A 25854-nucleotide genomic window follows, 5' to 3' on the forward strand; every position below is an offset into this window, starting at 1 on the left:
TTGGCCATTTTGATTTAAACATGTCAGACAGAATACGTAAGAGACAACTAAATATCGCTTTCCGGATTATTATTATATTGATTATATGCAGTATAATCGTTTTCCTTTTTCCAAAAGCTGGAATTTTCCAATACGAATTTCAGAAAGGAATGCCGTGGAGATACGAGACACTTTACGCTCCTTTCGATTTCCCGATTTATAAAACGGAAGCAGAACTGGATAAGGATAAGGAAAAAATCGTTCAGGAACAGACTCCTATCTTCAATTTGAATCCCGAAGTAAAAACGAACCAGCTTCATAAATTTGCGACAGCTCTCGATCCGTACAAAAATCCGGCAACAACCCAGACGATAGAAAATTTACAACGGAAATTAGCCCGTCTTTACGATGCGGGAATTTTGCAACTACCGGAAAACTTAGTAGCAGAAAATCTCAAAACCATCAAAATCGTCAACAATAACATCGGGAGGGATGTAGATTTTCCAAAAACGTATACTTTAAAAAAAGCCTATTCGACTTTGACGGATTGGATTAATTCCTCCAATCTTCCCCAAAGCACGAAAGAACATATTCTCAGTCTGAACCTGAACAATTACATTCAACCCAATCTGGAATTTGATGCTTCCAAAACGAAGCTCCAATTGCTCAATCAACTTAAAAATATTAGTCTTACTCAGGGAATGGTCAGGAACGGAGAAGTAATCATTGCCAAACGGGAACTGGTTACCCCGGAAAAAATAAAACTTCTCCAATCGCTGAAAAAAGAATACCGCCACAATGCGGGTTCTTCTGTCAGTAATTTACGGACTTTAGGCGGACAGATTATTTTGACCCTGGCTGCTATTGTGATATTTTCGATTTTCTTCTACTATTCGAAAAAACGGATTTTTTATAACAACAAAGAATTTATTTTTCTTTACGGTTCGTTTTTAGCCACCGTCATATTGGGAAGTATCGGGTTTTACCAAAACATCAATATGCTGGCGCTGCCCGTTTTATTTTTTATCATTATTGTCAATATTCTGGTGGGCAGCCGGTCGGCTTTATACATGCTTTTAGGCACTTCCCTGCTGATTTCTTATTTTGCACCGAACAGCTATATGTATCTTTTCATGCAGATAGCTGCCGGTATTGTCGCCATTTTCAGTCTGGCACAGTTGCAACGCAGAGGTCAGCTATTTCTTTCTATTTTCCTCATTTTTATCACCTATGCAGCGGTATATATTGCTTTTATTCTGACCCAGGAAGGAGAAATCGAGCTTACTCATGCCTTCGGCATACTTTGGTTATTGGTAAACTGCCTGCTATTAAGTCTCAGTTATCCGGTCATCTATATTTTCGAGCGTATTTTCGGATTTACGTCAGAAATTACGTTGATGGAATTATCAAATCCCAATCATCCGGCATTACGTGCTTTGACCAAAAAAGCTCCGGGAACTTTTCAACATTCCCTCATGGTAGCCAATCTTGCAGAAGAAGCAATTTACCGCATCGGGGGGAATCCCCTGCTTACGCGAACGGGAGCCTTATACCACGATATCGGGAAATCTTATGAACCGATTTTCTTTATCGAAAACCAAACAGGAGGTATAAATCCGCATGACAAATGCGAATTTGACGAAAGTGCACAGCATATCATCAACCATGTTACAAAAGGTGTCGAACTGGCTAAAAAATATAATTTACCGGAAGTCATCGTCAATTTTATCCGTACTCACCATGGAAAAAGTAAAGTAAAATACTTCTACAATTCTTTCAAAAACAAATACCCGGATAAGCCTCTGGACGAGTCCTTATTCACCTATGCAGGTCCCGATCCCGTCAGTAAAGAATGTGCCGTCGTCATGATGGCGGATGCCGTAGAAGCCGTTTCCCGTACCCTTCAGGATAAAACAGAAGAAAACCTCAAGAAATCGGTAAATGATATTATCGACGGACAGGTAAACGAGGGACGTTTCCAAAATTCAGATATTACATTCAGAGACATAGCCATCGTAAAAAGGGTTTTTACCGAAATGTTAGCCAACATTTATCACTCCCGGATTGCTTATCCCAAACTGAAAACGGAAGCAGAAACCGAATCTCCAAACGAAACGTAAAACCTTAAAACAAACAAATATGACACAAAAAGCAATCACGATTAAAGATTTAGCTGCAAAATTAAATATTTCTGTATCCACAGTATCCCGTGCCTTAAAAGACAATCCGGAAATCAGCCAGCAAACCCGGAAAACAGTACAAGCTCTTGCCAAAGAACTAGGCTACAAACCCAATCCCATAGCAGTAGCTCTTAAAACGCACAAAAGCCATACCATCGGTATCGTGGTACCTCAAATTGTAAATACTTTTTTTGCAACTGTCGTAAAGAAAGTAGAAGAAGTAGCCGACAAATACGGATATAACGTATTAGTAGCCTCCTCTAACGAAAGCTTTGAAAAAGAAAAGAAAAATATCGACGTCTTTTTGGCTAACCGGACAGACGGGATCATCCTTTCTATTTCAAAAGCGACCAGTTCTTACGAACACATTAAAAATATACAAAATCAAGGAGTTCCCTTAGTTTTATTCGATCGGACCACCAAAGAACTAGACGTCTCGAAAGTCATTGCAGATGATGCAGATGCAGCTTACAAAATCGTACAACACCTCATTCATGGGGGAGCGAAAAAAATTGCTCTCCTCACAGGACCGGAACATATGTCTATCGGTAAAAACCGGATGAAAGGATATCTGAAAGCCATGACTATTAATAAACTGGAAATCAACACTGACTACATCGTCAGATGTGAAGATTTTTCCGTTAAATCGGCCAAAGAGGCCACCAATCGCTTACTGAACCTAAAAAATATTCCGGACGCCATTTTCGGTATTAACGACGATATGGCCATAGGAGCCATCGAAGCCATCAAAGAAAAAGGGCTCAAAATACCGGAGGACATTGCCGTATTCGGTTTTTCCAATACCAAACGTTCCCGTTATATGAATCCCTCCGTCAGCACGGTCAACCAGTTCCCCGAAAAAATCGGAGAAATAGCTGCCGAATTACTGTTTGAACAGATATTAACTCCCAAACATGCTCAGATTCGGGAAGAAGTCGTAAACTGTGAACTTTTGATCCGGGAATCTTCCGATCGTTCTTATTTAAACGACTAGTATTTTTCAAAATTGAAGGCAAAACCTTTTGTGTCATAAAAAGAAATTGCCTGAAGATTCTTTTTATCCGCCTGGATGGAGAAACATTTACCGACCAGCTTAGAAAAGGACTCTTCAGGCAATTTTTCGTTTGCAATTTTCCATTATTCCGTTTTAAAAGGAAAATTTCCCTCTTCTTTAGGCATCCCTTTCCTCTTTTATCTGCCTTCCGATATTTATTTTTATAAAATAACCCTAAATTTTACTTGTTTTATTTGTTCTATTTATTCCTCACCTTTCTTGTATCCTTCTCTTTTTTAATACTGATTTTACAAAATTTACGTTCTTTTTCAAGAGCTGCGAATTGGCGGTTAAAGTTTGTTAAAGCAGTCCATTTATGCTTTCCCGTAATTATATTTGTATCAATCTAAAAGCAGCTTTATGGATATTGTAGTAGAAAATTTATCGAAATCATTCGGTCCGCAAAAAGCAATTGACAATATTTCTTTTCAGGTAAAAAAGGGAGAAATATTGGGATTTCTGGGACCGAACGGGGCAGGTAAAACAACGACAATGAAAATCATCAGCTGTTTCCTTTTTCCGGATGCGGGCAATGTTCAGATAGGAAAATATTCCATCCGGAAAAATGCTTACAAAATCAAGCAGCACATCGGCTATCTTCCAGAACATAATCCTTTATATGACGACATGAATGTCATCGATTTTCTGGTTTTCATTGCAAAGGTACACAATATTCCTCATTATAAAATTACAGCCCGGGTATTAGACATGTTACGTATGTGCGGATTGGAAAATGAAAAACAGAAAAACATCCGGGAATTATCAAAAGGTTATAAACAACGGGTAGGATTGGCTCAAGCCTTAATTCACGATCCGGACGTGGTGATTCTGGATGAACCGACCACCGGTCTGGACCCCAATCAAATTGTAGAAATCCGGGAACTGATCAAATCGATCGGAAAAGAAAAGACTATTATCCTCAGTTCTCACATCCTGGCACAGGTGGAAGCGACTTGCGACCGGGTATTGATCATCAATAAAGGAAAAATCGTAGCAGACGGGACATCTTCTGAATTACGTAAATCCAATACGGACAAATTACTTAAAATAGCCATTAAAGGAGGAGATACCAATACGGTATACGAAGCTTTGACCATGCTGGAGAATCTGGAAGACATTGAAATTACGGGAGAGAACAGTTTTCTGATTCAAACCTCCCGCAAGCATAATATTGAAAAGGATATATTTCATCTTTGTGAAACCCAGCAATGGTACATAAAAGAGTTAATTCCCATTGAAAAGCGTCTGGAAGACATTTTTCAGCAAGTGACACAAAACTAATCTGCTTATTATCCGACTCCTTGTTTTAGACGATATGAAAACCATTAAAATAATCATAGGCAAAGAACTCAATACAGCTTTCAATTCCTGGAGTATTTACACAGGTTACCTCTTATTTTTCTGTATTTGCGGATTTATTTGCTGGTTATCCGTATCGAATATCTTTTCGTTGGGACAAGCCAATATGATGCCTTTTTTTACAGTCATCAACTGGACCACCTTTTTCCTCATCCATGCCTTAACGATGAAATCGGTAGCCGATGAAAAGAAAAACGGAACGCTGGAGCTTTTGCTGACAAAACCAATCCGAACCAATCAGCTCATCGCCGGAAAATTCTGGTCGCAGCTTTTCATTGTCCTCATTGCCTTAGTGTTAACCTTGCCTTATTATTTTACCATGGCTTTTTTAGGGCATATCGATCATGGAGCCGTTATTTTAGGTTATTTCGGTCTCGTTTGTATTAGCTCCTGTTATATCAGTATCGGTATTTTTGCTTCCTCTTTTGCTAAAACACCTGTGACAGCATTTTTTATCAGTCTAGGCATCGGACTCTGTTTTCAATTGCTATTTGGCATATTGGCCCAACAATTCAGTTCCGGTTTAGCAGCAGGTCTATTTACTTATTTATCTATTTCAGAACATTTTGATTCTCTTTCCCGGGGAATTTTAGATTCCAGAGACGTTATATACTTCATTTCGGTAATTGTTCTCTTTCTTTCTTTATCGAAATTATTTATTTGTAAAACACGGTTTTAAGATGATTTCATGAAACAGCTTATACGAAATAACATCTATATTATTGTCTGTATTCTTCTGATAAACATAGGCATGTCTTTTGTGTTTATCCGGATCGATTTTACGTCGAATAATCGCTATTCATTGAGTAAGGTAAGTAAAACCATAGTTCAAAACACCCTCGATCCGATCACAGTTGATTTTTATGTAACCGAGAACTTGCCTCAGGATCTGAAAAAGCTGGCCAAAGAATTCGTCTATTTGTTGAAAGAATATAAATCTTTAAGCAATGTTAATTTTACTATTAATATCATACATCCTAATAATGAGCAAACGAGGCAAAAAGCTATAGAAGCGGGTATTCAGCCCTTGTTGATAGAAATCAGCGAAAGGGATCTGGAAAAGATTCAGAATATTTTTATGGGAGCCATTTTCCGGATCGGGAATAAACAAAGTGTTATTCCTTTCATCAATCACAATACTCCTTTAGAATACGAAATCACCCGCCTTTTAAAACAAAGTACCGATACGTTAAAGCCCCGGGTGGGATTTATTAAAGGGCATCGGGAAGCTTCTCTGGGACAAATGCCGCAATTGATCAATGAATTATCCCATCTGACAGATATTTCTGTCATCGATTTATTCAACACTCATGAACTGGAACGCTACAATGTGTTGTGTATTATCGATCCGAAGGATGTATACAGTCCTTATGAAAAAGAACAAATTGACAAATACCTGAGGGAGGGAGGCAGGCTGTTCATAGCTCTCAACCATGCAGTAGGGCAAATCAACGAAAGTCAGAACAACGGTTTTATCAATTGGACAGGTATCGAAGATATCCTGGAAGAAAAAGGCTTGAAAATTCAATATGATTTTGTGGTAGACAACAACTGCGGAACAATTACCGTCAATCAGCAAAACGGTTTTATGAATTACCAGAGTAGTGTGAGTTTTCCTTATCTTCCTATCATTACAAATTTTAGCAAGCATACGATTACCCACGGCTTAAACGCATTATTGCTGCCTTTTGCCAGTAGTATTCAACAAGTGAAGACAAACTCTACTTATATTTTCACACCTTTAGCAACCACCTCCTCCATTTCCGGCAGGCAACAAGCCCCGATTTTCTTTAACCTGCAAAAACAATGGACACGCCGTGATTTTAATAGTCCTCATAATATTGTAGCCGCCCTGCTAACAAATGAAGACAACAACAGCGCCATCGTAGCCATAACGGATGCCGATTTTTTGATTAACGACGTAGGGATATTCGCACACCCTTTGCGCACGGATAATATTAATTTTGCAATCAATTCGATCGAATGGCTGGCCGATAATTCCGGTCTGATCAAACTCCGCAATAAGTTTACAACTTTTGCTACCCTGGAGCCAATTGACGATTATGCCAAAAATTTCCTGAAATATTTTAACTTTCTTCTCCCAATTATTCTAACGTTAGGGTATGCAGGCATCCGCTTCCGGTTCAATCGGAATAAAAGGATCAACCGTTCCCGTCCGGGCTACATTGATTAAACGGGATAGCTCCAAAGATATAGCTCTCTAAACATTCAAACCGATTTCAACTCCTGAAGCAAGGCTTTTAAATGCCGGCATAGTCCTTCGCTCGCCTCAACAAGCGGTAAACGTAAACAATTAGAACGAATTGTACCTTTTACCTGTAATGCAGCTTTTATTCCTGTCGGATTCCCCTCGATAAAAAGGGCCTTACACAAATCCGACAACCGAAGATGTATCTCCACTGCAGCCCCGAAATTCCCCTCGTTCGCCAAACGCACCAGAGTAGAAAACTCCGCAGGACAAACATTGGCCGCAACAGAGATAACTCCGCTCATGCCGATAGACATCAAAGGCAATATCAGACCATCATCCCCGGATACCACCGCAAAGTCTTTTCTTTTGTATTTCAGAATTTCAGTGGCCTGTTCAAAATTCCCGCTGGCTTCTTTTACACCCACAATTCCGGGACAATCCTGAGCAAGCCGGACAACCGTCTGTGCTGACATATTCACCCCCGTACGCCCCGGGACATTGTACAGAAAAACCGGTAAAGGAGAACTTTCACTCAACGTTTTAAAATGACGATACAATCCCTCCTGAGAAGGCTTATTGTAATAAGGTGTCACGCTCAATACCGCACAACACTCTTTCACAAAGGGAAAATTCCGAATATTTTTCAGTACTTCTGCCGTATTGTTTCCTCCTATTCCAACCATTACGGGTAAACGCCCTTGGTTTTCTTCTAAAATAATTGTCAATACCTGCAGACGTTCCGCCTCTGTCAAAGTTGCAGCTTCAGAAGTCGTACCCAGAGCAACCAAATAATCCACTCCTCCTTGAATCACTTCCCGAACCAATTGACGCAAAGAAATTTCATCAATTTCCCCTTTTTCATTAAAAGGAGTCACCAAAGCGACACCTGTACCCCTGTAAAAATTCATATCAATATTTTTTTAATTCCGACAATACTTGTACGATACCCTCTATCAGTTCTTTTGTATGCTGAACATCCTCCAGCATAATATCCGATTCAAAATTATCCTTCGCTTTCCCGATTTTACACTTAGCCTGAGAAGTCTTTAAAATATAATCGATCAAAGCAGAGGAACGATCCGATAAATCTAACAACAAATCGTAAGGAGTATTCAGTACCGGAGGAAGATCGGTATTCAAAATTTTTCCGCCGAAACCCAGATCTTCATTCCGGACATATACAATATCCTGCTGTGGAGTAAGGGAAAAAGAATCAGGTACAAAGCATAATTTATGAATCTTTACGCCCTTCAGCCCTTTCGTCAACTTTTTCATCCATTCTCCGTCTTCTCTATTAGCTACCCAGAAAATCAGGCAAGTCTTCATCGTATCCGCATTGTGAAATTCTTTATCCCGCTTTACTTCTCCCATTCTTTTCAACAAAGAACTCTCCTTCATCCGATGAAAAACACCTTTAAAAATCTGTTTCATACCTGTATACTTTACCAATCTCTTGACAAAAATAATAATTTAAGTATTCTTCTGCTAATTTTGTTTCTTTTCCAACACAAAAACTTCAGGCTTCAAAAAAAACAACAAAAAATTTGCAAAATCGAATTCTCTCTTCTATATTTGCACCGCTTTACAAAGCAACGGACTCGTAGCTTAATGGATAGAGCACTTGGTTACGGCCCAAGAGGTTGTGGGTTCGACTCCCGCCGAGTTCACCTTTAAGTCCGTCACAAGACGACAAAAAGCAAACAAAACCTGTAAAATCAACGATTTTACAGGTTTTTCTCTTTTCCGACAACAACAAACAAACCGATCTGTCCGCCCGGAAAAAATGTCCTTATCGGATCAAGCAAAATTTCCTCTCGTTTTACACAGTAGGGACGTGCCCTAATGTGTAATTTTTACATCATTTTGTCCGCAAGGACTTCAGATAAGAAGTATGAACCGAGAAATCTCCGTTTTTCGCAAAAAAGATCCGTCCCTCTGGGGGAAAATAAAAACTTGATTCGCAGCTTCTGCTAATTTCTGATTTTTAGCCGGGGAAATTACTCCGGTAGGCTGGATAGTTTTACGAGTTGCGATTCCGTAATTTGAATACACTAACGTATACCGGATATCCCTGAAGCCGTTGTGTACGCACTTCTCTAAACCGATTATCAACCGACTTTCCCTCCTTCAAAAGATTATAGTGGAATTCGGGGAAAAAATAAGGCAAATCAATGGTTGGGCATCTTGTCCGGAAGAAAACGAATTAGTCAAATCGGTCCTATCATTTTGCCAAATAAAAATAAATCGGAAACGCTCGTTCTATCCTTCGGTAGTGCATTAAACCGCTCCTAAAAGAAATATCAATTTTTCCAAAACCTTACTGGATACGACAATTCCTGTTTCCCAGGACAGAGACCCTTATTTTACAATTTTTCTTCAATGATTTCCGTCAGGATATCTTTTAACTGACGGCCCATCGCCTTTACCATTTTGGGGATAAAACTATTAGCTGTCATTCCAGGAGTAGTGTTTACTTCCAACATTACCACTTCCTTTCCGCGGACAAATCCGTCTACCCGGATGATCCCTTCACATCGCAAAATATCATATATTTCCGAAGTCATCTCCTGTATTTTTTCCGTCACATCTTCTGAAAAACGACCCGGAATAATTTCATCCGACAGCTTCGCATCATACTTCGCATCATAATCAAAAAATTCTTTTTTCGGCACAACCTCGGCTACCGGGAAAACCACTTTCTTTCCTTTCGCTTTATATAAGCCGCAAGTGAATTCAATTCCATCAATAAAAGCTTCCACAAGTACTTCGGGACATTTTTCAAAAGCTTTATTTAAAGCTTCGTCCAACGCCTCCGCTGTCTTCACCTTTGAAACCCCAAAGCTGGATCCCTCTGCATTGGGTTTTACAAAACACGGTAAACCGACAGCTTTCAAAATAGCTTCCCGGTCGTATTGCTTCCCCCGGAACAGAATAATCGGATTTGTTGTAGGAATGCCAAAACCCTGCAGATAGTTGGTACAAGTATATTTATCAAAAGTAAGGGCCTCACACAGCGTAGAGCAGGTGGAATAAGGAATTCCCATCATATCGAGATACCCCTGCAACATCCCGTTTTCCCCCGGATTTCCATGAATCGTTATATACGCATAATCAAACGTTATTTTCTCCCCTTCCTGTACAAAAGAAAAATCATTTTTATCTACTATATATCTCTTCCCGGCATATTCCACTTGCCAATCTCTCCCCTTCAAAAACATCAAATACTTATTGTACCGCTCGCCGTCTATCTCAGCATAAATATGATTACCGGACTTTATGGAAACTTCATATTCAGAAGAATTTCCCCCTGCAATGACCACAATATTTTTTTTCATTTCAATTGAATTTTAATGACTGTCCCCTCTTATAAACCCCTCCCATACCTAACCTTCTAACGACCTTCTTCAGGGGCAAAAGTACAAAGTAAATCTCAATTTACAACTTCCCGTTTTCAATTATTTCCTAACTTTGCAGCCACATTGAAAAATCATCTTATGAGAAAAATAACGGATCTCACTCAAGGCAGCATCGTCCGTAATCTATGGATTATGGCCGTACCTTTGATTTCGTCCTCTTTCATACAGATGGCATACAATATGACGGATATGCTATGGCTGGGCCATTTGGGAAGTGACGCTGTCGCTGCGGTAGGAGCCGCGGGATTTTTCGTATGGCTTTCCAATGCCCTTTCTTATATGACCAAAACCGGCGCAGAAATTACAGTTTCCCAGTCTATAGGAGCTCGGGATCCCGGAAGGGCCGCCGTTTACGCCAATCACGCCCTCACTCTTTCCGTCCTCATCGGCTTAGGATATGCTATTTTTATCCTTACCTCTGCTGACGTTCTCATCCGTTTTTTTCATTTCGACGCCTCCATTTCCTCTCAATCCGCAGGGTATTTACAAATTGTCGCTCCCGGCATTTTCTTCCAGTTCAACAACAATACCTTCAGTGGCATTTACAATGGTCAGGGAGACAGTAAAACTCCTTTCCGGATTACAGCCATCGGTTTGCTAGTCAATATTGTGCTCGATCCTCTACTGATATACGGCTACGGCCCTTTTCCGCGTCTGGGCACTGCAGGGGCGGCCATTGCCACCGTGTTAGCCCAACTGATCGTCTACTCTTTTTTCGCTTATCGTATATTTTCCAACCGCTTTCCTTTGGGAAAAATGCATTTATTTACTGCCCTAAAAAAGAAACCGGCCAGCCGGATTATCTTTCTAGGCCTGCCTGTGAGCCTGCAAAATGCTTTATTTTCCATGTTCTCTCTGACACTCGCTGCATTGGCAGCCCGTTGGGGAGCCATAGGAGTAGCTGCTCAAAGTGTAGGTTCTCAAATAGAGGCCCTTTCCTGGATGACGGCAACAGGATTCTCCACAGCTTTAGCTGCATTTGTCGGTCAGAACTACGGAGCCGGGAAGTACGAACGTATTCGCAAAGGTTATCGGCTTACACTATATATCGCGGGCAGTATAGGACTTAGTGCGGGGATTTTGTTCTTCCTTTTCAGCCGTGAAATTTTCAGTATTTTTATCCCGGAAGCCGAAGCTGTAGAAGCAGGAGGAACCTATCTCAAGATACTGGCTATCTCTCAGCTCTTCATGGTTACAGAGCTTGTCACCCAAGGAGCTTTTAATGGGTGCGGACGTACCATTCCCCCCTCTCTCACCGGCATATTATTTACAGGAGCCAGAATTCCTTTAGCCTGGTATCTATGCTCCTTTCCTTCCCTAGGTTTAAACGGGATTTGGTGGAGTATTACTCTCTCCAGTATTTTCAAGGGCACTTTGCTTCCCTTTTGGTTTCTTTATTTCCAAAAAAAGATATTAAATGCTAAAAAAATTAAAGAAAAAATTCTCTAATATTATTAGCGGATATTAAAAAAAAGGTCTAAATTTGACGTCGGTATAAAACCAAACTAAAAAAGAAAAAAATCTTACGTATAACTATAAAAATTATTTCAAAATGAAAGTAACAGTTGTTGGAGCAGGTAATGTTGGTGCAACATGCGCAAACTGTATTGCTCAGAAGGACATTGTCAATGAAGTGGTTCTTTTGGATATTAAAGAAGGAGTTTCTGAAGGTAAATCTTTGGATATGTGGCAAACGGCTCCTATTAATATGTATGATACCCGCATTAAAGGTGTTACCAATGATTATGCGGCAACACAGGATTCAGAAGTCGTAGTCATCACCTCTGGTCTGCCCCGTAAACCGGGTATGAGCCGGGACGATTTAATTTCAACAAATGCTGGTATTGTTAAATCTGTAACTGAAAACATTATCAAACATTCTCCGAAGGCCAAAATCATTATCGTTTCCAACCCCTTGGATGTAATGTGCTACTGTGCTTATTTGACAGCAAAAATCGACTCCTCCCGAGTATTCGGAATGGCAGGTATTTTGGACACAGCGCGTTATAAGGCTTTCTTGGCTGAAGCTTTAAACGTTTCTCCGAAAGACATTCAGGCTTTATTGCTTGGTGGCCATGGAGATACGATGGTTCCGCTACCTCGTTATACAACTGTTGCAGGCATTCCCGTTACTGAATTAATTGATGAAGAAAAATTAAATGCAATCATCGAAAGAACAAAAGTCGGAGGTGGTGAATTAGTTAAACTGATGGGTACTTCTGCCTGGTATGCTCCCGGTGCTGCTGCTGCACAGATGGTAGAAGCTATTGTACGGAATTCCAGAAGAGTATTCCCGGTTTGCGCTATGTTAAACGGAGAATATGGCATGAAAGATATCTATCTGGGCGTACCAGTTATTCTCGGTAAAAACGGTATCGAAAAAATCGTTGAAGTGAAATTAAACGAAGACGAAAGACAATTACTGGAAAAATCTGCCGGTGCCGTTAAGAGCGTTATGAAAGTACTGGACGACATGAAAATGTTCTAATATTTTCTGTTTTCGGATTCTCGAATGAATTCAGAAATAGAAGTTCTAAAGCCGTGAGCAAAAGCAATTCGATCTGTTTCTTTGCCCACGGCTTCCTTATTTGTTTGTTTACCCCATATCCGAGTATCCTTCCATGAGAAAAAAAAATACCGGTCCGATTACAGTTCCCATCGAAAAGGTAGAACTGGAAGACCACAGTTATCACATTCTCGTCGCAGTTGAAATTAACGGTATCGCCGGAGATATGATTATCGACACCGGAGCTTCCGTCACCGTAGCCGACCGGCAATTATTTCCTCGTTTTGAAGAACCGGAAGAAGCCGTAAAAATCCAATCGGGCAGTATTACCGGAGAAATCAAGGATGTTCAGGTTATGCATACGGAAAGCTTTCAAATAGGCTCTATACAGTTGCAAGAAATGTGCATCGCTCTCATCGATTTAGACTATGTCAACAAAATGTATAAAAAGCACTTAAACAGGAAAGTAATCGGTCTATTAGGATCGGATTTCTGCATTCGTCACGGGATTATTATCGACTATCCTCATTTAACACTGACGATCAGTCAACAGGATTAACCTTATATTCCTTTTTCCGGACTTATAAGATTGCAACAAATTGTTTTCCCTTTTCTTCATTTTTTCCCTACACAAAATTTTATACGAGCTATACTTCTCTTTTTTAAATATCAACTTCGGATAAATCAGAAATAACAGTGATTATTTCAAAAAAATATTATACTTTTGCGCATTAAATCTTCGTGGAAGAACAAATAAAGTTTAAGTAATATAAAAAACAATTTCTAAAATGCGAAACAAAGGAGCGATAACATTACTCACGATAGCGCTCGCGCTAGTGAGTGCTTACCAGTTGTTTTTCACTTTCAAAACATCCCAGGTGGAGAAAGCAGCTCGGGTATATGCCGCCGGCGATCCCGAAAAAGAAAGAGCATATCTGGATTCTATTGCTAACAAGAATGTGTACAATTTTTTGGGGTTAGCAAAATTTACGTACAAGGAATGTAAGGAATTGGAACTTCCGTTAGGTCTTGACTTACGAGGCGGTATGAACGTTACGATGGAAGTTGATGTAGTTGACGTAGTAAAGAGCCTTGCAAACAACAGTCAGGATCCGGCTTTCTTAAAGGCATTAGATGAAGCGGTAAAAATGCGTACGACAAGTCCGAAAGATTTCGTGACTTTGTTCGGGGAAGCATTTGCCAAAATCGCTCCGAACGCACAATTAGCTTCTCCGGATATTTTTGGGACAGTCGAATTAAAAGATAAGATCAAAATTGGTGCCAGCAACAAAGAAGTATTGGATGTCATCCGGAAAGAAGCTGAAGGGGCCATTGACAATACGTTCAATATTCTCCGTACCCGTATTGACCGCTTTGGAGTAGCCCAGCCGAATATCCGTAAAGCAGATATCTCAGGACGAATCAACATCGAACTTCCGGGTATCAAAGATGCTCAGCGTGTAAGAAAACTTTTACAGGGGACAGCTGCTCTTGAATTTTACGAGACATACGAAAACGCCGAGTTCTTCGAAAATCTAAGCAAAATCAATGAAAAAGTCAGGGAATTGGAACGCTCTGCCGACGTCTTAGGCCTGAATAAAGATACCCTTTTGGTAAGTGAAACGATTGAGAAAGAAACGGTAACTACGGATACAAATGATGAAGGATTAAAATCACTTATCGAACAAACTTCTAAAGATTCGCTTAATTCTATAAATGAAGAGGAAATGAGGAAACAAAATCCGTTTTTCTCTCTTCTCATTCCTGCACAGTCCCAAGACGGTTCTTTACGCCCGGGCTCCACGATAGGATATGCGCTTCTGAAAGACACAGCCGCCGTGAACGCTTTATTAGCGCTTCCGCAGGTAAAAGCATTGATTCCCCGAAACGCCCGTCTGTTATGGGAGATGAAGCCCATGGGAGATATGGTTGCCTTACATGCCATAAAAATTACCACCCGTGACGGAAAAGCTCCCTTGGATGGAGGAGTAGTGGTAGATGCCCGTAAATCTTTTGACGACCATAATGGAGGTGCGCCCATTGTATCGATGAATATGAACGGTGAAGGTGCTAAGACATGGGCCCGGCTCACCAAAGACAATATCGGACGTAGCATCGCCATTGTGTTGGACGGATATGTATGTTCTTCACCGACTGTTAATTCAGAAATCAAAGGAGGTAGTTCTCAAATTAGCGGTGGATTTGATGTAAAGGAAGCAGAGGACTTAGCTAACATTTTGAAATCCGGTAAATTACCGGCACCGGCACGGATTATTGCCGATGAAATCGTAGGACCGTCTCTGGGACAAGAATCCATTCAAACCGGTATGTGGTCCTTTATCATTGCTTTTGCATTAGTATTGTTTTACATGCTTTTCTTCTATAGTAAAGGCGCTGGCCTCGCTGCCGACATCGCATTATTGGCAAACTTGTTCTTCTTGTTCGGTATTTTGGCTTCTATCGGAGCCGTACTTACCCTGCCGGGTATTGCAGGTATTGTATTGACGATGGGTATGTCTGTAGACGCGAACGTATTGATTTACGAACGTATAGAAGAAGAAAAACGGGCCGGTAAAGGCTTGAAATTAGCCATTAAAGAAGGATATAAGAACGCTTATTCCGCTATTATAGACGGTAACGTAACGACCTTATTAACCGGTTTTATTCTTTATTACTTTGGAGAAGGACCGATTAAAGGTTTTGCAACGACGTTGATTATCGGTATTTTCACTTCTTTATTCTGTGCGATCTTTATCACGCGCTTGATCTTAGAACGGGCTTCTAGCAAGAATGATAACGTACCTTTTACCACCGTTTTCACCCAGAACTGGCTGAGAGATGTAAAATTCCCCTTCTTACAAAAGCGGAAAATCTCTTATATCCTTTCTGGAACGGCCATCATTCTTTCTATCGCTTTCTTATCCACAAAAGGATTGGATAAAGGTATTGACTTTGTAGGAGGTCGTACTTATACCGTTGTTTTTGACAAACCCGTACAAGTAGAAGAGGTCGCCGAAAGCTTGGCACAAGTATACGGAAGCGCTCCCGAAGTGAAGACATTCGGCGGTGAAAACCAAGTGAGAATTACTACAAAATACAAGATTGATGCGGAAGGGACTGAAGTAGACGATGAAGTCGAAACTTTATTATACGAAGGCTTAAAAGATTATCTGCCGGAAGGAACCAGCCGGGATCAATTCTTGGAAGTAAATCGGCAGATGTCGGAAAAAGTAGGTCCTGCCGTAGCAGAAGATATTACCCGCGCCGCAATTTGGTCGGTAGTATTAGCTCTGATCGTTATCTTTGTCTATATCATGTTCCGTTTCTCACAATGGCAATACGGTGCCGGTGCGGTTATCGGTTTGGCTCACAACGTAATTATAGTCATGGGAGTATTCTCTATATTCTCCGGAATATTACCTTTCTCTCTGGAAATTGACCAAGCCTTTATCGCTGCCATCCTAACGGTAGTGGGATATTCCATCAACGATACGGTGGTCGTATTCGACCGTATCCGGGAATATCATACTCTTTATCCCAAACGGGACGATTTGTCTGTGACAGACGCAGCCCTGAATTCCACGTTAAGACGTACCTTCAGCACTTCCTTATCAACAATTGTCGTGTTGCTGGCGATCTTTATCTTCGGAGGAACTTCTATTAAAGGCTTTATATTCGCTTTGTTGGTCGGTATCTGTGTAGGTACATATTCTTCTCTATTTGTAGCTACTCCGATTTCTTACGATCTGAGACGGCGATTCGAGAAAAATAAAAAGTAAAATAAAACATATTACTTAAAGGAAGCCACCTCAGGGTGGCTTTTTTTATTTTTAACGAAGTTGTTAAAGTAAAGCAATCTGTAAACAAATTACAACCTTTTTTTTATATTTGTAAGAAATGCTTATTCTACAATTTTAAGAGTTTTTACCACCCTATGAAGCAGAGACCAATCTATACAGAGCCTGAAAATTGCCAAGATTGTTATAAATGTATACGAGAATGTCCGGTAAAAGCAATCCGGATTGAAAACAATAAGGCTTATATTATAGCAGAACGATGTATTTATTGCGGGCATTGTACACAAATATGTCCCACCGGTGCCAAAAAAATCAGAGACGGGGTACCGGCAGTCAAAGAAATTCTCAGACAAAACAAGCAAGTCATCTTATCTTTGGCCCCTTCTTATGCCAGCGAATTTGGAAATTTACCGATTTCATCTTTAATCGCAGCCATTAAACGTCTGGGGTTTAGCGGCGTATCGGAGACGGCTTTGGGAGCAGAATTGGTATCTGCTGCCGTAAATGAATTTTTATTGCATTCTCCCCGCAGTATTTACATTTCTTCAGCTTGTCCGGTTGTCGTAGAATACATCCGGAAATATGCCCCTGAACATATCTCTTCTCTCACGCCGATATTTTCTCCTTTACTTGCCCATGCCCGATTTTTAAAAAAACAATACGGAGAAGAAGTCAAGGTTATTTTTGCAGGCCCCTGTATTGGTAAAAAAACGGAAGCCGATAATTTTAAAGATCTGGTAGAAATCGCTATTACCTTCAAAGACTTAAAAATGTGGATGGAGAAAGAAGGTATCCAACCGGAAAACGAAAAAGGAGAAGAAATGCATTTTATTCCCTATAATTCTGGCAAAGGAGCACTTTATCCTGTTGAAGGAGGGATGTTAGCAGGCATTGACGGGGAAGACAAAAAGGTCATCAAAATGGCATTCTCCGGTATGGAAAACATACAAGATGTCATTCGCAACCTGGATGACTCCCCCCGCAAAGACACGCTCTTTCTGGAATTATTATCTTGTAAGGGAGGGTGTATTAACGGACCGGGTAAACTGAGTTCTTCCTCCTTGGCCATCAAACGGTACGACGTTACCCGCAAAATCAACTCAGCGGATAGGGACAAACCCTTAAACCTAAGTGATCTCACGAATTATTACACGGTAGATCAGCAGATTGAAAAAGAACATTATACGGAGAATGAAATCCTACAAGCATTGGCTGCAGTCGGAAAAACCTCCGCTGCCGATGAATTAAATTGCAGCGGTTGCGGTTATGACAATTGCCGGGATTTTGCCCGGGCATTATTGGCAGGACGGGCGGAAGAAAACATGTGTGTATCTTACATGCGGAAAATAGCTCACGACAAAGCGACTGTCCTTTTACAAAAAATACCTGCCGGCGTCATTCTGGCCGATCCAGACTTGAAGATAGTCGATATGAACCGATATGCCGCCAATCTACTGGGGGAAGAAACGACATTGGTATATGATGCTTCTCCCGGTTTGCAAGGAGTTGCCTTAGAAGCTATTTGTTCTTTTTCGGCTTTATTCGGAGCAGCACTTTCTACCGGAAAGGAAATTATAGAACGACAAATTAGAGAAGGAGATAAAATATGGATGCTTTCCATCTACAACATACAACCGCATCGTTTAGTATTCGGTTTACTTCAAGACTTGCGGGAACCTTACGGCAAAACAGAATGGATGATGGGGAAGACCAAAGAAGTAATCAGCAAACACATGGAAACCGTACAAAAAATTGCCTGCCTCCTAGGGGAAAATGCTTCTTATACAGATGCAACCTTACGGGCTATCATGGAAACGATGAAAGGGAAAGAATAATGCATAAGAAACGGTAAATACAAAAATACCATGACGAAAAGTCTGCCTGAAATTTTTATAGAAGTGGATTATTTCCAAAAAAACAAAGCCGGCAACCAAGTGTGTGGGGATAGTTTTATGTCGCAAAAATTAAAGGGAGAAGGGCGAATTATAGGGGTTTTATCGGACGGTTTGGGGAGCGGTATTAAAGCCCGCGTCCTTTCCGCTATGACAGCAACCATGGCGATGAACTACACGGCCTTGAACGAAACCATTCTCCGTACAGCCCGGTCAATTATTGATACCCTCCCCAAAGACGAAGTAAAACAAATTGGTTACTCTACATTTTGTATTTTGGATATTGATTGCTTTGGCAATACGAAAATAATTGAATACGAAACGCCTTCTTTCTATCTTTTCAGGAAAGGGGAAAGTATAAAAATTCAAAAACAAAGAATCCCTATTGAACGCCCGGATTTAGCTGACTCGTATCTTTGGATTTCTGAATTCCGCCTAGAAAAAGAAGACCGTTTGGTTTGTTTTACCGATGGAGTAAGCCAATCCGGAATGGGTTCGGAAAAACTTCCTGCCGGCTGGGAATCCCAAATAGAAGATTACATTCAAAATCTATTGCTGCGTCAAGTCGGTATTTCAGCAGAAGAATTGTCCCGCCGTATCGTCATTCAGGCAGAGAAAAACGACGGCTACAACTTAATCGACGATGCCAGTTGTTGTGTTGTATACAACCGTACCCCACGCAATCTGCTAGTATGTACCGGTCCTCCTTATGATCCACAGAACGATAGCTACTTGGCCATACGAGTAAAAGAGTTCCGGGGCAAAAAAGTGATCTGCGGAGGTACCACAGCTTCCCTGCTGGCCCGGGAGCTACACATTCCCATAAAAACACTCCCCCAGCAAGCTGACACAAAAGAGCCGCCGATTTCCAGTATGGACGGCATCGACTTAGTGACAGAAGGAATCCTGACATTAAGCCGGGTGGAACGGATCCTTTCGGAAGAAGAGCATAGCAAAGCACAAGCAGAGGGTGCTGCGGAACAACTGGTAAAATTATTACACAATAGCGATCAGATCACTTTTATTGTAGGTACTTGTATCAATATTGCCCATCAGGATCCGAACTTACCAGTAGAGTTGGAAATCCGAAGAAATGTAGTCAAGAAAATCAAATATTTATTAGAGACAAAATTCCTGAAAGATGTGGAAATTAGCTACCTTTGAGCCTTTAAATCAAAACCGGCATTTTTGCCTGAAAAGCTAAATCATAAATTGTAAACCGATATCATATGTTATACGATAACTTTGCGATGCTCACCAAACGGGAGTTACTGATCAGAATTGTAAAATTATTAAAAGACGATGAGTTAGTTACAAAGCTGAAATACTTACCCATAGAGATGCGTCCCCGGAATAAAAAACCGGTCAGATGCTGCGTACATAAAGATCGTTATATCCTGAAACATAAAATCATTTCCATACTAGGATTTGACATTGTAGACGAAGAAATTGACTTGATTCATTTATCGGAGTTTGCCCGGATGGCCATGGCAAATAAAAATACCAAAGAAAATATCCTTTCGGTAGTACATGAAGCCTGTAGTGCCTGCATTCAATCACAATATGCTGTTACGAATCTTTGCCGGGGATGCGAGGGACGTCCCTGCGTGATGAACTGCCCGAAAGCAGCCATTTCTTTCAAAGGAGGCAAAGCTACCATCAGTACGGAAGATTGCGTCAGTTGCGGTCTATGTCAGAAAGTGTGCCCTTATCATGCCATCGTATATACACCGGTGCCTTGCCAGGATGCCTGCCCCGTAAAAGCAATCGATAAAGATGAAGAAGGGATAGAACACATCGACAAAGATAAATGTATCTATTGCGGTAAATGCATGCAAGCCTGTCCTTACGGAGCAATTATGGAACGTTCTAAGATTATCGATATACATAAAACTCTTACTCATCCGAACAAAAAAATCATCGCTATCGTTGCCCCGGCTATTTATGGCCAATTCAATGCTTCAGCAGGGCAGATTCTATCGGCTATCAAGCAAATTGGTTTTGACGATGTTATCGAAGTAGCCTTAGGAGCTGAAATAACGGCCAGCAAAGAGGCCGAAGAGTTACAGGAAAGGATGGAAAAAGGCTCTGCCTTTATGACCTCTTCCTGCTGTCCAGCTTATACGGGCTGGGTAAATAAGCATGCCCCTTTACTGAAACCTTATGTCTCCGATACTCGCAGTCCCATGGTTTATGCCGCCCGCTACGTGAAAGAAAAATATCCGGAGGCCGAGGTCGTTTTCATCGGTCCCTGTCTGGCCAAACGTTATGAAGCAGATTCCGTACCAGAAGTGGACTATGTCATGAGCTTCGAAGAATTAGGAGCTTTTATGGTCGCCTATGATATCAATGTAGCCAATTGCAGTGAAAAAGATCTCAATGAAGGTGTAACCCGCTATGGAAGAGGCTTTGCTCAAGCCGGAGGTGTCCGCGCAGCAATTGTCAATGCCGTAGGAAACGGAGTAACAACCTTGGCTATAGAAGGATTGGATAAGAAAAACCAAGCCTTGCTAAAAACCATGGTCAAAAAACCGGAAGCCCAATTTGTAGAGGTCATGGCTTGTGACGGAGGTTGCATTAATGGTCCTTGTTCACTCGCTCCTCTTACTCTGGCAAAACGGCAAATCAAGAAGGTCTTGGATCAATAAAAAGCCTGTTAAATTACACATTAGGGCACGTCCCTAATGTGTAATTTTTATCTTTAAAAGATTACCCCTATCTGCCCACCTCCTGACTTTAAGAAGATTCTCACTTTAAATAAAGTGTTTTATACTCCTTTGATCGGTGTTACAGAGTTTGTATTCTGCTTTCTAAAATATTCAAATTTAGAATTATACTCCTTATTCTTTATCTTTTTACAACAAAAGATTCAGAGGGTTCTATTTGCATAAATATCTAATTATAAACATCTTAAATTCCATCTAAAACAATAATAATTTTTCAGAGGTATTTCAAAAATTTGCATATTTCAAGGTAAATTATAATTTTGTTATCCCATTGTCCGAAAGGGTCTCTGATGCTGCGGACAATTATCTAAATAAACATTATTTATTCACAAGCCAACTAAATTACAGGCTGAAAAATCACAAATTATGATGAAAAAATCCTTCATGTGGGCCATTGCCCTTCTTCTCGGAGAGATCTGCCTCTTCACTGCTTGCAACGATGACAAAAATGACAACACACCGTTTGTCGAACCGACTGTAACGCTCACTGCCGGAGAAGTCACTACTAGCACTTTGGAATTCGCAGTTAAACTCGAAGATGCAGACAAATGTGCCTATCTTTACACAGAAAGCAGTGCCTCCGTACCGACTGTAGAAGAAATCCTCGCTTCCGGCAAATCCGTATCCGCATCCGGTAAGGTTTTGATCGAGGATTTAAATGCCAGTACAAGCTATCGCATTTCGGCCGTTGCCACACGGGAGGAATTCACGGGAGAAATCGTATCGATTGAAATGCAAACCTCTGCCCCCGATCCAACGCCTGTGCCAAACATTACCCTAACGGAAGGTAGCACAACAACCAATGCACTCACCTTTAACGTAACCCTGACCGATGCTGAAAAAGCTGCTTATATATGTCTTGAAAAAAGTGAGGGATTGACACTTCCCACTGCTGCAGAGATTATCAGCGATGGTACAGTTATTCCCCAAGCTGGCGAAGTGACTGTCAGCGAATTGAATGCGAACACAACTTATATCATCGCAGTTGCCGCAGCCAATAAAGAAGTATTTTCCGAAGTGAAGTCGATTGAAATGACTACGGACGTCTTAGTAACGGGTCCCGCTGTGTTCGACCGTCAAATCGTCGGTGCCCATTACGGAGATACTCACGATACCGGTTATTCCGAATTCTATTTCGTCTTAGCAGATGCCGATGCTACGGAAAATAACGGAGTCTATACCACCACCGGCGCCGGTCGAACGATGAGCTTCGAACTTTACCAATTCGCTCCCTCCAATCTTGACAATATTACGATTCCCGCCCGGACCTACCGTTATAATACGAATTACGGCATGAGTACCTTCTCACCGGAAAAGACCTTCTGTATGGTTAACGACGGTAAAGGAAACATTACAAAAATCGAATTCAAAGCTGGTACAATTGAGGTAAAACTCGTCGGTAGCAACTATACCATTACAGCCAACCTCACCACCACCACAGATGAGGAATTTACAGCCAGTTACAGTGGTACATTGAATATCGAAAACAAAGCGGAAGTTCCCGAAGGTCTCCCTCAGATTGAAAAAGATATTACAGGAATGAATTTCATCCGCGCACTGGCTAAATATTATAGCTACGGAGTAGATAATTGCATCTTAAATCTCTACGACGTTGAGCCGACAATATCAGGCGACTCGGATTATCTGTTGAATGCCGGACATGCAGTATCTCTCGACCTTTCGACAGCAGTTTCCGAACAAATGGCTCTACAGGAAGGTATTTATACCGCTTCCGTAGATTACGATCCGGGTACTTATCTGCCAGGGTATGAAAAAGAATTCATGGGTATGGTGTTACCTTTAGGTACTTACTGTGAAGAACGTAACGATAATTACGAATCTATCTACGGTTTTATTACAGGCGGTACGGTGACGATCTCGAAAGTCGCTACAGGTTACCGTTTGGTACTTGACTTTACCACCAACAAGGGACATAAAATCTCCGGAACTTATGAAGGCAAGGTAGAATTCACCGACAAGCGTTCGACAGAATCACCCAAGCCCATTACAGAAACAGCCAAAGCGTTGAAACTTCGCCGTCACTAATGCTGTAAGACGTCAGTTTCCTCAAATAAAATAACAGAGGTTGTCCAAATTAAAAGTTATCGTTTTGATTTTGGACAACCTTTTTTATTGCCCTCCCTCTAAAAATAAAAGCCATAGGGTATCCTATCCGTCAAAATTAATCTTTTCACAAAAGATATTCTATTTATTTCTTCTAAACAAGCGTCTGAGTACACTTGCTAAATCTTCACCCTCACCGTGATGAACCGTCGAAATACTTCGGAAAGTTCCGGTTTCTTCTTCTCCGATTCCCATCTGTACCGGATAGATTAACACACAATTATTCATCTGAAAATACTTATTCATATAAGCCGGAATCAAAGCCATTTGTCTTGAATAAGAAGGGAAATTACGCCGGCTCATGACAACTAACAAAGCGTCATCCGGCTTCACATCCCGGGATACGATCAGAAAATCATCCCAATCGGTGAATTCTACAAATTCCGCACTGATATTATGTTTGGCTTTTACATCTTTCAAAAGGGAGAGTAAAGCCGCACTTCCGTAAAAAACGATCTTACTATTTGTATTGCGAACCACATTCCACACCCTCACTAACCAATAGGGGAAACCCACTTCCAATTCCGCATTTTCCGGAATCAGCATAATATATCTTTTCAAAGTCGCCAGAGGTTGTACCGGCCGGTACACAAAAGTAGTGGTCGCACATTTTGCTACAATCCCCTCGACTAAATCTCCCAGAAAAGTGTTAGAAATATCAGATGCCTTCCGCAAACCCAAAACAATATCCGTAATTTTATGTTCCTTTACGACATTCTTTATCCCGTTCACGACATTTATATCGTAACGCATCAAAGTATGAATCATCTCATCCGTTGCCGCAGCCGTTTTAGCTGCTTTATTCAAAAGCGTCTGGGATCTTTTTTCCGCGGCCATATCATTACTGTCCGATTTAATAATACTTAGAGCCATCATTGTCGTCTTACACTTCTTCGATTTGACGGTCACACCCAAGCTTATCAATTCTTCTACAGTTTCCAAATTGCTCAAAGGGATCAGGATCCGATCCTCTGTGTCGCTTTTATCTACCAACTCTTCTCCCGCCATTTCAGCCAAAGCCACATTCTGAGCGCCTTTCTGTGTTACAAAAGAAGCGATAGTACAAGTAACCAATATCATTATAATGGTTCCGTTCAACACACTCTCGTCCAGCAACCGAATAGGTTCTCCTGTAGGTGAAGTACCCAGAATTACCTGATACCCTACCATTACAGCAGCTAATGTCGCCGCCGCCTGAGCATTAGACAAGCCAAACAAAAGACGTCCTTCATCACGGGTATAATGAAGACTCTTTTCCGTCACCCAAGCAGCCACATATTTAGAAACCGTAGCAATTACGCACATCACAACAGCAACCCACAAAGAATCCCAACCGGTCGCAAAAACCCGATAATCGACCAACATCCCCACCCCGATTAAGAAAAAGGGAATAAAAATAGCATTTCCCACAAATTCCACCCGGTTCATTAAGGCAGAAGTATTGGGAATCAAACGATTTAAAGCCAAACCGGCCAAAAAAGCCCCGATGACATCTTCCAAGCCTGCCACCTTAGCAAGGAAAGAAGCCAGAAACACTAAAGCCAATACAAAAATATACTGAGCAATATGATCTTCATAGCGTTTAAAAAACCATCTCCCCACTATAGGGAAAATAATTACCACGACTGCTATAAATACAAGGGTAGAGACCGTCAGTTTTACCCAAAATTGTCCATTTATATCCCCCGTGGACATCCCCACAATTACGGCTAAAACTAATAAGGCCAACAAACAGGTAACAACCGTACCTCCGATAGAAATATTTACAGCCCGGTTTTTCGTCACACCATATTTACTGACAATCGGATAAGTCATTAAAGTATGGGAAGCAAACATACTGGCCAATAAAACAGAAGTAGGCCAGCTAAAATTCAAAAGATATATTCCGGCAAGTGTTCCCATAATCATGGGAATAAAAAAAGTCAGCAAACCGAAATACATACCTTTACTATAATTTTTCTTCAAGTCGGCTAAATCGATCTCCAAACCCGCCACAAACATAATATAAAGCAATCCCACTTTTCCGAAAAGCTCTATGCTACTGTCCCGCGCCATAATTCCCAACCCATTCGGTCCGATAATTGCCCCCGCAATGATCAGCCCAATCAGATCCGGTATCTTTAAACGATACAATAAAATAGGAGCTAATAAAATTATAAACAATAAAACCGAAAATATTAAAACCGGATCAGTTAATGGAAATTGCAACATATTCATACGTAATTAAGGAACAGACTATTTTTCCTCAGCTCGCAGGAAGTTATACGCCTCATGTTTATTTAACATTTTCACCCGCACAAACAGTCAGATTCCGAAATAAATTCTCCTGCATCCCGCCAAATTTAAGCTGAATAGCAAAGTTATTCACCTTCAGGATACAAAAATAATAAAAAAGAAAGCGTTCCTCAACGGACAACCTTCTTTTTGCACAAAAATTAGGTTTAAAGGGAAACACCTCCGGGATCTGTGTACAGCTATTTGTCACTTCCTCGGACCTGATTAACGGTACTTTCTCTGAAATAAAACGTCCTTATTGCAAAATAACAGCAAATTTCATCCGAACCGGAGATTCGTTCCTCCGTACTGCAAGTGAAGCAATCAAAGAAGTA

General features: G+C 40.9%; 17 protein-coding genes and 1 tRNA gene. 14 read left to right on the forward strand and 4 right to left on the reverse strand.

What is annotated here, in order from left to right; genetic code table 11:
• The first annotated feature begins 20 nt into the window (after positions 1-20).
• The 5 genes from HMPREF9449_RS09850 to HMPREF9449_RS09875 all read left to right on the forward strand — a co-directional run bounded on the left by HMPREF9449_RS09850 (position 21) and on the right by HMPREF9449_RS09875 (position 6766).
• Positions 21-2099: an HD family phosphohydrolase gene (locus HMPREF9449_RS09850; protein WP_040611332.1), complete on the forward strand. Its 2079-nt coding sequence runs from the start codon at positions 21-23 to the stop codon at positions 2097-2099.
• Between the two features lie 19 nt (positions 2100-2118).
• Positions 2119-3153, forward strand: coding sequence for a LacI family DNA-binding transcriptional regulator (locus HMPREF9449_RS09855; protein ID WP_009137112.1), 1035 nt, complete (start codon positions 2119-2121; stop codon positions 3151-3153).
• A gap of 420 nt (positions 3154-3573) precedes the next feature.
• Positions 3574-4494, forward strand: coding sequence for an ATP-binding cassette domain-containing protein (locus HMPREF9449_RS09865; protein ID WP_009137113.1), 921 nt, complete (start codon positions 3574-3576; stop codon positions 4492-4494).
• 34 nt (positions 4495-4528) lie between these two features.
• Positions 4529-5251 carry an ABC transporter permease gene (locus HMPREF9449_RS09870; protein ID WP_009137114.1) on the forward strand — a complete coding sequence of 241 codons (723 nt, stop codon included), beginning with the start codon at positions 4529-4531 and terminating at the stop codon, positions 5249-5251.
• A gap of 9 nt (positions 5252-5260) precedes the next feature.
• On the forward strand, positions 5261-6766 hold the full coding sequence (locus HMPREF9449_RS09875; RefSeq protein ID WP_009137115.1) for a GldG family protein: 1506 nt from the start codon (positions 5261-5263) through the stop codon (positions 6764-6766).
• Between the two features lie 35 nt (positions 6767-6801).
• Here HMPREF9449_RS09875 and dapA read toward each other — a convergent pair whose 3' ends face one another.
• Positions 6802-7692 (reverse strand): 4-hydroxy-tetrahydrodipicolinate synthase, encoded by an 891-nt coding sequence (dapA, locus tag HMPREF9449_RS09880; RefSeq protein WP_009137116.1) that lies wholly within the window; start codon positions 7690-7692, stop codon positions 6802-6804.
• Position 7693: 1 nt separating this feature from the next.
• Positions 7694-8215, reverse strand: coding sequence for a DUF6913 domain-containing protein (locus HMPREF9449_RS09885; protein ID WP_009137117.1), 522 nt, complete (start codon positions 8213-8215; stop codon positions 7694-7696).
• A gap of 163 nt (positions 8216-8378) precedes the next feature.
• Here HMPREF9449_RS09885 and HMPREF9449_RS09890 point away from each other — a divergent pair.
• Positions 8379-8451, forward strand: a tRNA-Arg gene (locus HMPREF9449_RS09890).
• Between the two features lie 696 nt (positions 8452-9147).
• Here the strand turns inward: HMPREF9449_RS09890 and HMPREF9449_RS09900 are convergent.
• A complete protein-coding gene (locus HMPREF9449_RS09900; protein ID WP_009137118.1) occupies positions 9148-10119 on the reverse strand; it encodes a D-alanine--D-alanine ligase in 972 nt (323 codons plus the stop codon).
• Between the two features lie 159 nt (positions 10120-10278).
• Here HMPREF9449_RS09900 and HMPREF9449_RS09905 point away from each other — a divergent pair, with 159 nt between their 5' ends.
• From HMPREF9449_RS09905 to HMPREF9449_RS09940, 8 genes are all read left to right on the forward strand, one after another.
• Positions 10279-11649: an MATE family efflux transporter gene (locus HMPREF9449_RS09905; RefSeq protein ID WP_009137119.1), complete on the forward strand. Its 1371-nt coding sequence runs from the start codon at positions 10279-10281 to the stop codon at positions 11647-11649.
• A 103-nt stretch (positions 11650-11752) separates the two neighbouring features.
• Positions 11753-12688, forward strand: coding sequence for a malate dehydrogenase (gene mdh, locus HMPREF9449_RS09910; RefSeq protein ID WP_009137120.1), 936 nt, complete (start codon positions 11753-11755; stop codon positions 12686-12688).
• Positions 12689-12821: 133 nt separating this feature from the next.
• Positions 12822-13265 (forward strand): retropepsin-like aspartic protease, encoded by a 444-nt coding sequence (locus HMPREF9449_RS09915; RefSeq protein ID WP_009137121.1) that lies wholly within the window; start codon positions 12822-12824, stop codon positions 13263-13265.
• A 229-nt stretch (positions 13266-13494) separates the two neighbouring features.
• A complete protein-coding gene (secDF, locus tag HMPREF9449_RS09920) occupies positions 13495-16485 on the forward strand; it encodes a protein translocase subunit SecDF (protein WP_009137122.1) in 2991 nt (996 codons plus the stop codon).
• Positions 16486-16640: 155 nt separating this feature from the next.
• Complete coding sequence (locus HMPREF9449_RS09925) at positions 16641-18338, forward strand: [Fe-Fe] hydrogenase large subunit C-terminal domain-containing protein (protein WP_040611779.1); 1698 nt, start codon at positions 16641-16643, stop codon at positions 18336-18338.
• Positions 18339-18368: 30 nt separating this feature from the next.
• A complete protein-coding gene (locus HMPREF9449_RS09930; RefSeq protein ID WP_009137124.1) occupies positions 18369-19559 on the forward strand; it encodes a PP2C family serine/threonine-protein phosphatase in 1191 nt (396 codons plus the stop codon).
• Between the two features lie 65 nt (positions 19560-19624).
• Positions 19625-21043 (forward strand): monomeric [FeFe] hydrogenase, encoded by a 1419-nt coding sequence (locus HMPREF9449_RS09935; protein ID WP_009137125.1) that lies wholly within the window; start codon positions 19625-19627, stop codon positions 21041-21043.
• Positions 21044-21487: 444 nt separating this feature from the next.
• Positions 21488-23167, forward strand: coding sequence for a hypothetical protein (locus tag HMPREF9449_RS09940; RefSeq protein WP_187118596.1), 1680 nt, complete (start codon positions 21488-21490; stop codon positions 23165-23167).
• Positions 23168-23326: 159 nt separating this feature from the next.
• Here HMPREF9449_RS09940 and HMPREF9449_RS09945 read toward each other — a convergent pair whose 3' ends face one another.
• Positions 23327-25456: a cation:proton antiporter gene (locus HMPREF9449_RS09945; RefSeq protein ID WP_009137127.1), complete on the reverse strand. Its 2130-nt coding sequence runs from the start codon at positions 25454-25456 to the stop codon at positions 23327-23329.
• Positions 25457-25854 lie beyond the last annotated feature (398 nt).

The sequence above is a fragment of the Odoribacter laneus YIT 12061 genome, from assembly GCF_000243215.1.
In the GTDB taxonomy this organism is placed as follows: Bacteria; Bacteroidota; Bacteroidia; order Bacteroidales; family Marinifilaceae; genus Culturomica; species Culturomica lanea.